We start from the raw sequence: 9,577 nt of genomic DNA on the forward strand, positions 1-9,577 counted from the left end.
CGAGAGTCCCATGGCCAAACCCAAGAAGACGCCCCGCCCCAAGGCCCAGACGCCCAAGGGGTTTCGCGATTATTTCGGCGCCGAGGTGACGCGCCGCAAGGCAATGCTGGATAAGATCGCCGAGATCTACCATCTTTACGGCTTCGACGCGCTGGAAACCTCGGGGGTCGAGACGGTCGAATCCCTTGGCAAGTTCCTGCCCGATGTCGACCGCCCGAACGAGGGGGTCTTCGCCTGGCAGGAGGAGGATGCCGACTGGCTGGCTTTGCGCTATGACCTGACGGCGCCCCTGGCCCGGGTCGCGGCGCAGTACCGCAACGACCTGCCCAGCCCCTATCGCCGCTATGCCATGGGGCCGGTCTGGCGCAACGAAAAGCCGGGGCCGGGGCGGTTTCGCCAGTTCTATCAGTGCGATGCCGATACGGTGGGTGCGCCCTCGGTCGCGGCGGATGCCGAGATCTGCGCCATGCTGGCCGATGTGCTGGAGGCGGTGGGCATCGCCCGCGGCGATTACATCATCCGCGTCAACAACCGCAAGGTTCTGAACGGCGTGATGGAGGTCGCGGGCCTGTCGGGTGACGACAAGGAGGCCGAACGCGGCATCGTGCTGCGCGCCATCGACAAGCTGGACCGGCTGGGCGTGGACGGCGTGCGGGCCCTGCTGGGTGAAGGGCGCAAGGACGAAAGCGGCGATTTCACCAAGGGCGCGGGGCTGGGTGACGCTCAGGCCGAAACGGTCATGGGGTTCATGGCCGCGCTGGGGGACGATGCCTCGCAAACCCTGGCGACGCTTCGTGGCCTGGTTGCAGGTTCGGCCGTCGGCAACGCGGGTGTGGACGAACTCGAAACGATCGCCACGCTGCTTGCCGCCCAGGGCTACGGCCCTGACCGGATCGTGATCGACCCCTCGGTCGTGCGTGGCCTTGGATATTATACCGGTCCGGTCTACGAGGCCGAGCTTACCTTCGAGACGCTGGACGAGAAGGGCAAGCCGCGCCAGTTTGGCAGCGTTGCCGGGGGCGGGCGCTATGACGACCTGGTCAAGCGCTTCACCGGGCAGGAGGTTCCGGCGACGGGCGTTTCCATAGGGGTTGACCGGCTTCTGGCGGCGCTGGCCGCGCAGAACAAGGACGTCGAGGCCGAGGATGAACTGGTGGTCGTCACCGTGATGGACCGCGACCGGATGGCCGATTACCAGGCGATGGTGGCCGACCTGCGCCGCGCCGGGATCCGGGCCGAGGTTTACCTGGGCAACCCCAAGAATTTCGGCAACCAGTTGAAATATGCCGACAAGCGCAATGCCGCCTTTGCCGTGATCCAGGGCGGCGACGAACAGGACCGCGGCGTGGTGCAGATCAAGGATCTGAAGCTGGGCGCGCGGCTGGCCGAAACCGTCAGCCACGAGGAATGGAAGGATCAGCCCGCGCAGTTCGAATGCGCGCGCGATGCCATGGTCGGTGAAATCGCCAAACGGCTTGGGCGCGACTGATGCCCGCAAGAACGATCCCGAAAGCGGCCATACTGGCCGAAGCGGCGCGGTTGCGCGCCCTGTTCGACGACGCGGGTGCGATGCCGGTGGCAACGTCGATCCTGCAACCGGCGGGGGCCCTGCTGGACCTTTATGGCGAAGACATCCGCGCCCGCGCCTTCACCACCTCTGATCCGCTGCACGGCGAGCAGATGCTGCGCCCGGATTTCACGGTGCCGGTGGTGCAGATGCACATGGCGGGCGGGGCCGACCCGGCCCGCTATACCTATTCGGGCGAGGTGTTTCGCCGCCAGGAGGACGACCCCGACCGCGCCCGCGAATACATCCAGGTCGGATTTGAGCTGTTCGACGGCAGTGACCCGGCCCGCGCCGACGCCGAGGTGTTCGCGCTGATCGCCCATGCCCTGGCCGAGATTCCGCTGCGGGTGGCCACCGGCGACATCGGCATCCTCAGCGCGGCAATCCGCGGGTTGCACACCAGCGACCGGCGCAAGGCGGCCCTGTTGCGCCACCTGTGGCGCCCGACGCGGTTTCGCGGCCTGCTTGACCGTTTTGCCGCGGGGCCGGACAAGCGGAGGCTGAAGCTGCTGCACTCCGATGATCCCTTCCGGCAGGCCGGCCCCGAAATCGGGCTGCGCAGCCGCGCCGAGGTTGAAACGCGCCTGGCGGCCCTGCGCGAGGATGCCCAGGAACCGCCGCTGCCCAAGGCGCAGGTGCAACTGCTGGACGATCTTCTGAATCTTCAGGATCGCGCCCCGGCCGCCCTGCATCACCTTCAGGATCTGGCGGTGGACATGCCCGCGATCTTCCGCGCCGTGGAAACGCTCGAGGTGCGGCTGGACGCGCTGAGCGAGAGGGGCATCGACATCGACAAGCTGGATTTCGAAGGCAGCTACGGGCGCACCAACATGGAATACTACGACGGCTTCGTCTTCGGCTTCTACGCCGAGGGGCGGCGCGATCTGCCGCCGGTGGCCCTTGGCGGGCGCTATGATGCCCTGACCCGCGTTCTGGGGCAGGGGCGTTCGATTCCGGCGGTGGGGGCGGTGATCCGGCCCGACCTGGCGCTTCTGACGGGGACGGCACCATGACCCTGAAACTTGGCGTGCCCTCGAAGGGGCGGTTGATGGAAAAGACGTTCCAGTGGTTCGCAAACTACGGGATCACCCTGGCGCGCACCGGATCGGAGCGGGAATATTCCGGCGTGGTCGAAGGGATCGAGGGCGTCGAACTAGTGCTGCTGAGCGCCGGAGAGGTGCCGCGCGAACTGGCCGCCGGGCGCATCCACATGGGCGTGACCGGCAGCGACCTTGTGCGCGAGAAGCTGCCCCTGTGGCACATGCAGGTGACCGAGCTGGCCGAGATGGGGTTCGGCCATGCCGACCTGATCATCGCGGTGCCCAGCCATTGGGTGGATGTCGAAACCCTTGACGACCTGGACGCAGCCGCCGCCGCCTTTCGCGCCCGCCACGGGTTCCGGCTGCGGATCGCGACGAAGTATCACCGGCTGATCCGCAACTACCTGCGCACCCACGGCGTGGCCGATTACCAACTGGTCGACAGCCAGGGCGCGACCGAGGGCACCGTGCGCCAGGAAACCGCCGAGGCGGTGGCCGACATCACCAGCACCGGTGAAACCCTGCGGGCCAATCACCTGCGGATGCTTTCCGACGGACCGGTCCATCAATCGCAGGCCACGCTGTTCACCTCGATGATCGCCCCCTGGGATGACGAGGCGATGGCAGCCAAGGAACAGATCAAGGCACGGCTGGGCCTGCGCGACTGAGCGCTGCCGCTCAGCGCACGCCGATTTCGGCCAGCGCGGCCTCAAGCTGGGGCGGCAGGGCGGCGTCGGCCTTGCGCCCCTCGGGCAGGTCGCGGGGCGCATCGGCGCCGGGCAGATAGCGCCAGCCCTGGAAGGGGCGCTTGGGCACGATCTCGGTCCGGATCACCTTGCCGTCCAGCACGATGCCGCAACGGCGGATGCCGTCTTCACCGATGATCTCGCGGAAGCCGGTGATCTGCTGGCGGGCCTGGATCAGCCCGTTGATCACCCAGTACATCGACCCGCCGGCCAGAATTTCGTCTGTCCGTTTCGGCCACATCCGGGTGATGTGGTAATAGGCACCGTCGGCCACCTGGCGCGACCGGTGCCTTTGCCAGTCGATCAGGTTTTCCACGGATTCCGTGCCGACGCTGAGCTTCAGCATGTTCAAAGGATTGGACAAAGACTCACCCCCAAGTGATGCCGATATGGTATGCCATCGGGCCGAGAGTTCAAGGTGTGGTGGAAGATCGCCGATCCATGGCGCTGCGTCACGTTGTGCCGAAGGGCGGCACTTGCTAATCTGGAGGCCTTCCCCGACTCGCCGGACCATAACATCAGGAAACCGCCCATGACCCGTTTTGCCGCCCCCATCGCCGAGCAGATCTGGGACATGAAGTACCGCCTGAAGGCGGCCGACGGCACCCCCGAGGACGTGACCGTCGAAGATACCTGGCGCCGGATCGCCCGCGCCACCGCCGCGGTCGAGAAGGACCCGGCCCATTGGGAAGACAGGTTCTATGCCGCGCTGGAGGATTTCAAGTACCTGCCCGCCGGGCGCATCACCGCAGGCGCGGGCACCGGGCGCAAGGTGACGCTGTTCAACTGCTTTGTCATGGGCACGATCCCCGACAGCATGGCCGGCATCTTCGACATGCTGAAAGAGGCGGCGCTGACCATGCAGCAGGGGGGCGGAATCGGTTACGATTTCTCGACCATCCGCCCCAAGGGATCGGACGTGAAGGGCGTCGCGGCCGATGCCAGCGGGCCGCTGTCCTTCATGGACGTGTGGGATTCCATGTGCCGCACCATCATGTCGGCCGGATCGCGGCGCGGCGCGATGATGGCCACCATGCGCTGCGATCACCCGGATATCGAAGAGTTCATCACCGCGAAATCCGATGCGGCCCGGTTGCGCAACTTCAACGTCAGCGTCCTGGTCACCGATCCCTTCATGGAGGCGGTGAAGGCCGATGGCCCCTGGGATCTGATCTTCGACGGCAAGGTTTATCGCACGGTGCGGGCACTGGATCTTTGGAACGCGATCATGCGCTCGACCTACGATTTCGCCGAACCCGGGGTGATCTTCATCGACCGGATCAATGCGGCCAACAACCTAGGCTATTGCGAAACCATCGCCGCCACCAATCCCTGCGGCGAACAGCCCCTGCCGCCCTATGGGGCCTGCCTTCTGGGGTCGGTCAACCTGGCGCGCCTGATTTCCGACCCCTTCGGCCCGGCGGCCAGCCTGGACGAGGCGGCACTGGACGACCTGGTGGCGGTGGCGGTGCGGATGATGGACAACGTGGTGGATGCCTCGCGCTTTCCGCTTGAGGCCCAGGCCGAGGAGGCGCGCGCCAAGCGGCGGATCGGGCTGGGGGTGACGGGGCTGGCCGATGCCCTGCTGATGGTCGGGGCGCGCTATGGCTCGGAGGAGGCGGCGCGTCTGACCGAGCAATGGCTGCACCGTATCGCCCGCGCCGCATATCTGGCCTCGGTGGACCTTGCGACCGAGAAAGGCGCGTTTCCGTTGTTCCACGCCGAAAAGTACCTGGCCTCCGGTGCGATGCAGGCCATGGACGCCGACGTGCGCGATGCCATCGCCAAGAAGGGTATCCGCAACGCGCTGCTGACCTCGATCGCCCCGACCGGAACCATTTCGCTTTATGCCGGAAACGTCAGTTCGGGGATCGAGCCGGTCTTTGCCTATGCCTATACCCGCAAGGTATTGCAGAAGGACGGCAGCCGCACCGAAGAGGAAGTGGTGGATTACGCCGTGCAGATGTGGCGCGACCGGATGGGTGACGCGCCGCTGCCGGATCATTTCGTCAACGCCCAGACGCTGGCACCGCTGGACCACGTCAGGATGCAGGCCGCGGCGCAGAAATGGGTGGATTCCTCGATCTCGAAGACCATCAACTGCCCCGAGGATATCACCTTCGACGCCTTCAAGGATGTCTACATGGCCGCCTGGGACCAAGGGTGCAAGGGCTGTACCACCTACCGTCCCAATGCGGTGACAGGTTCGGTCTTGAGTATTTCCGGCAAGAAAGAGGGAGAGGCCGCGCCCATGCCTCTGGCCACCGATCAGGGTGAACCCCAGGTGCCCCACGGCGACGTCGTCTATATTGCCGAACCGCTGGATCGGCCGCAGACCCTGGAGGGCAACACCTACAAGGTGAAATGGCCTGACAGCGAACACGCGCTTTACATCACCATCAACGACATCGTCATCGGCGGGCACCGCCGCCCCTTCGAGGTTTTCATCAACTCCAAGAACATGGAGCATTTCGCCTGGACCGTCGCCCTGACCCGGATGATCAGCGCCGTGTTCCGCCGCGGCGGCGACGTATCTTTCGTGGTGGAGGAGTTGAAGGCCGTCTTCGATCCGCGCGGCGGCGCGTGGATGCAGGGCAGATACATCCCCTCGATCCTGGCGGCAATCGGCGGCGTGATCGAACGCCACATGATCGACACCGGGTTCATCGCGGGCGAGGGCATGGGCCTGAAGGCGGACCCTCACGCCGAGATCACCCCACCGCGCGGCAAGGCCTGTTCGTCCTGCGGCAGCTTCGAGATGCGCATGATCGAGGGCTGCATGACCTGCGCCAACTGTGGGTATTCTAAGTGCGGGTGAGTGGTTGGGCTGATATAGAAGGCAGAAACAGGAATAGTCTTCTCAAAAGCAAGCAATAGCGTGCGCAAGGCCTGTCAAGAGGTGATTCCCTTGATGGATCACTATTTTGTTATCGTGATTTTCCGTTAAAATACATAACCTTATCGGCGCCTTGCGCCTCAAGGCTGGTTGCGACCAACATCCTTCGCGGTGCATCGACCCTGGCTCGACCGAATGTTCGGGAACGGGGGCGCAACGCGGCTTGGGCGGATGGGCCCGGTGACCTTCCAAGGAGGCCTTTGGGGGGGCGTGGAATAACGAAACCCAAGGCCCTTATTTTCGCCGCAGCCCTTCGATGGAACGCTGAACCGGCAGGGCGTTGACACAGACCTCAGATTTGGCCTATCCGATGTCCACCATGACTTACAGTATTCGGCATATTCAGGGCGCAATACGCGCGATTTGAACCCCACCTTGGGGGCCGGTCACTTCTGTCATTTTTCCAACAGCACTGACGCCAACATGGCCGGGCCTTTGCCTGCGGCCCTCCCGGTTTTTCAACCAGAGGAGACCACACAATGTCCACCCTACGCAAACCCGAAGCCAGCAACCGGATCATCAGTATCGGCACCGGATCGCGCCACGCCCATCGACATCGAGTGGGGGGCGGTCATGGATAAGCTTCAAGCCCGCCGTTTTGCGGTTTTGTCCCCGGATCTTGTCGTGCCGCGTCTTGAGGATATGGAGCGCGATTTTGTAAACGCATGGCTTCGCATGAAAGGAAACCTTTTGTCAGGGGGCGCGGACAAGCTTGGCTACGGACAGGAGAAGAAGGCAAAGGACCTTGCGGCAAACGCGCATTCCCGTCGGCTGCGTCAAGTCGGGCTGACTGCCTTGGCAAAGGAAGCTCGCATTCAGGTCACGGCCCTCGCCCATTCTGGTGCTTCCCTTTCGGGGCCATCGACCCGGGACGCGGTTTACCAATTTGCCGCCGATCTTCATGGTGAGAGCCCGTGGATGCGGGAGGTGTCCGCGTGGATCATGCATAAAATGCTGGCGCATGTTTGCACTGGCGGCTGCGGTCTTGCCTTGCCGCCCGTGATCCTTGCCGGGCCGCCGGGCAGCGGGAAATCACATTATGCGCGGCGCATGGCGGAACTGGCCGGGGCACCCTCGCGCCTGATCGACGTTGGCGGCGGCAGCGCCGGATTTCGGATCACCGGCACCGAGAAAGGTTGGGGTAGCGCACAGGCCGGCATTCCCGTCGAAACAATCCTGTCAACCCATGTCGCCAATCCGGTGATGGTGGTCGATGAGGTCGACAAGGCTGGAACGATGCAGAGCACGAAGGGCACCTCGACAAGCCTGACAACGGCATTGCTGCCGTTGCTTGACCCGGGCACAGCGCGGCGCTTCGAATGCCCGTTTCATCGGCTGCCCTTCGATATGTCCCGCGTGATCTGGATCATGACGGCCAACAACGCAGATCATATTCCCGCGCCGTTGCGTGATCGAGCGCAGATCTTTCACCTTGCGGGGTTGACTGCGGAGGACGCCATTGAACATTTCGACCGACTGTCGGCCGGTTGTGGCGATCAAGCCGAACGTGACGATTGCCGCGCCTTTGTCGCCCGGATGGCAGGGGCACCGCGTGGGATCAGTCTGCGCCAGATCCGCCAACTGGCAGGAGCGCTCCGATCGTCGACCGCTCCGAACATTCATTGACAATCTGCCGGTTCCATTCGTGGAGCCGGCACTTGCTTTGATACAATGGGCAGCGCAAGGTTGCCGCTCGATTCAGCGCTTTTCCTCCTGCAACCGAGGTCGGAGTGCAAAACCGCTCGCTTCCAGGACCGTCCATTGAAACACAGGACCGTAGTCCAAGCCATCCGGGCTGAATGGAGCTACTTCCTGTTTCTTGAGCGCCGCCCTCAGTGACTGCCAACTTTGTCCTCGCAAGATCGCCAGTTCACGCAGCGTGATAAAGTTGTCCTTGAACGCAGCAATATCCTGCTGTTGCATGTAGGGTTGTTGAGCGCGGGTCTTGGGATTGGGGGCCAATGTTGCGGACGTGTGTCCCTTCCTGATCAATCTCCCGGCTTGCAGCGGTTTCAGGCCGACAGAGCGCGCGAAGGCCTCAATGGTCATCCCGGGGGCATTGGGCCGGTTCAGGGTGTTTTCAAGCTCTTCGAAGTAAACCAGGATACTGGCATAATCGTTCTCACTTTCCAGTTTGCCAATGCGGGTGAGACGCCCCTCGGCAATCAATTTGATCACTTGCCCTGGGCGGATTTTCAACCGTTGACTGGCTTTGGCTAAATCGACCCAGTTCTTACCCGGTGACAGAACCGTTTCAGCGCCGCGCAACAGATCGTTGATGAAAGAGCGCGCTTGTCCGAGGTCCCACAACGGTTTGTGTCCGGCGGCTGCCAGGTTGGGAGGGAAATATCCGTCTTTCCGAAGGAGCTCGAATTGCGATCGCGACAGACTCAGTTCATCTTGTAACTGTAGCGCACTGACCTGCCGGTTGATGCTGTTCAAGAAAGGGGCCGCGAGATCAGCGTCGAAGACATCCCAACGATCATCACCTTCATTGCCGATTATTCCCGCGTCAGCCAACAATTTGCGCAACAATCGCGCATCCACACCCACCTCGTGGGCAGCCGTGATGACCGAGTGCTTTCGCCTTTCCAACACGGGTTCGCCCATCAACTCATCCGTGGGGCCAAGCGGCCAGGTTTCCAGAATATGGTCACGCAGAAGCGCTCGGAACGGCGCGTAGTCGTCGCCCGTCAGGTCATATGAAAGGCGGTCGTAGAGCACGCCATATTTCTTTTTGGGTCCTTCCCAAGTTTCTCCGATCTGGTCCTTGAGATCGTTCAATGCAACGATGATCCCGGTTTTGCCTTGACGGGCAACCTCATAGCCCATCTGGTAAAGCGCCCAACGTGATCCTTCACCCACCCATGACGAGGGGAATTCAAGGCGAACCAACGCTCGTCCCAAAAGGTCGCAAAAAACGCAAGCTGCGTAGAGCCGATGTTGATCGAGCCAGGCATCACCGGGACCATGCAATAGTCGGCGGTCCAAATACTCATCAAAGGCAGTGGATTCCCGGACTTCTCCGTCCAGTTCTCCGGACAGGATTGCTGGTTCAATTTCTTTGAGCCGTTCCGCCGTGTCCAAGCGGCGCGTCAGATTTGGCTCCTTCCATAGATCGACGAGCGAACGACCGTGCAGGTGGCAGTAAGTAGAATGCTTGGGCAACCAGTCTCCTTTAATCGCCATAGCCAGATGAGGGTAACCATCCGGCGTGGACCGCGGTTTAGGCCGCTCGCCGAAGTTCGGACGCCTTCCAATTCCAGGGCAGCAGATCCGGCACCCGAGAAGCCGTCGTGCCGGGTAGCCTGGCAAGGACATCAGCGAG

7 protein-coding genes are annotated in these 9,577 nt (G+C 63.0%); 5 read left to right on the top strand and 2 right to left on the bottom strand.

Features of this window, described 5'->3' with window-relative positions:
- The first annotated feature begins 10 nt into the window (after nt 1-10).
- The 3 genes from hisS to hisG are packed head-to-tail and all read left to right on the top strand — an operon-like array spanning nt 11 to nt 3,275.
- Nucleotides 11-1,489, top strand: a complete 1,479-nt coding sequence (gene hisS / locus H7828_RS20870) for a histidine--tRNA ligase (RefSeq protein WP_226783010.1) — start codon at nt 11-13, stop codon at nt 1,487-1,489.
- On the top strand, nt 1,489-2,580 hold the full coding sequence (locus tag H7828_RS20875; protein WP_226783011.1) for an ATP phosphoribosyltransferase regulatory subunit: 1,092 nt from the start codon (nt 1,489-1,491) through the stop codon (nt 2,578-2,580). The genes hisS and H7828_RS20875 overlap by 1 nt, the downstream gene beginning before the upstream one ends.
- A complete protein-coding gene (gene hisG, locus H7828_RS20880; RefSeq protein ID WP_226783012.1) occupies nt 2,577-3,275 on the top strand; it encodes an ATP phosphoribosyltransferase in 699 nt (232 codons plus the stop codon). Before H7828_RS20875 ends, hisG begins: the two co-directional genes overlap by 4 nt.
- A gap of 10 nt (nt 3,276-3,285) precedes the next feature.
- Here hisG and H7828_RS20885 read toward each other — a convergent pair whose 3' ends face one another.
- On the bottom strand, nt 3,286-3,699 hold the full coding sequence (locus H7828_RS20885; protein WP_342592310.1) for a DUF1489 family protein: 414 nt from the start codon (nt 3,697-3,699) through the stop codon (nt 3,286-3,288).
- A gap of 186 nt (nt 3,700-3,885) precedes the next feature.
- Between H7828_RS20885 and H7828_RS20890 the strand changes: the two genes are divergently transcribed.
- Nucleotides 3,886-6,171, top strand: coding sequence for an adenosylcobalamin-dependent ribonucleoside-diphosphate reductase (locus H7828_RS20890; protein WP_226783014.1), 2,286 nt, complete (start codon nt 3,886-3,888; stop codon nt 6,169-6,171).
- 651 nt (nt 6,172-6,822) lie between these two features.
- A complete protein-coding gene (locus H7828_RS20895; protein WP_226783015.1) occupies nt 6,823-7,875 on the top strand; it encodes an AAA family ATPase in 1,053 nt (350 codons plus the stop codon).
- Nucleotides 7,876-7,947: 72 nt separating this feature from the next.
- On the opposite strand, the gene H7828_RS20900 is transcribed toward H7828_RS20895, so the two are convergent.
- The coding region (locus H7828_RS20900) for a hypothetical protein (RefSeq protein ID WP_281070795.1) at nt 7,948-9,577 on the bottom strand (1,630 nt) is incomplete at its 5' end.

The sequence above is a fragment of the Oceaniglobus trochenteri genome (genome assembly GCF_020529025.1).
In the GTDB taxonomy this organism is placed as follows: Bacteria; Pseudomonadota; Alphaproteobacteria; order Rhodobacterales; family Rhodobacteraceae; genus Oceaniglobus; species Oceaniglobus trochenteri.

Excerpts from the sequence above, each read along its gene's own strand:
- hisG (WP_226783012.1), top strand. The coding sequence starts at position 2,577 with ATGACCCTGAAACTTGGCGTGCCCTCGAAGGGGCGGTTGATGGAAAAG.
- H7828_RS20875 (WP_226783011.1), top strand. The coding sequence starts at position 1,489 with ATGCCCGCAAGAACGATCCCGAAAGCGGCCATACTGGCCGAAGCGGCG.
- H7828_RS20890 (WP_226783014.1), top strand. The coding sequence starts at position 3,886 with ATGACCCGTTTTGCCGCCCCCATCGCCGAGCAGATCTGGGACATGAAG.
- H7828_RS20895 (WP_226783015.1), top strand. The coding sequence starts at position 6,823 with ATGGATAAGCTTCAAGCCCGCCGTTTTGCGGTTTTGTCCCCGGATCTT.
- H7828_RS20885 (WP_342592310.1), bottom strand. The coding sequence starts at position 3,699 with ATGCTGAAGCTCAGCGTCGGCACGGAATCCGTGGAAAACCTGATCGAC.
- hisS (WP_226783010.1), top strand. The coding sequence starts at position 11 with ATGGCCAAACCCAAGAAGACGCCCCGCCCCAAGGCCCAGACGCCCAAG.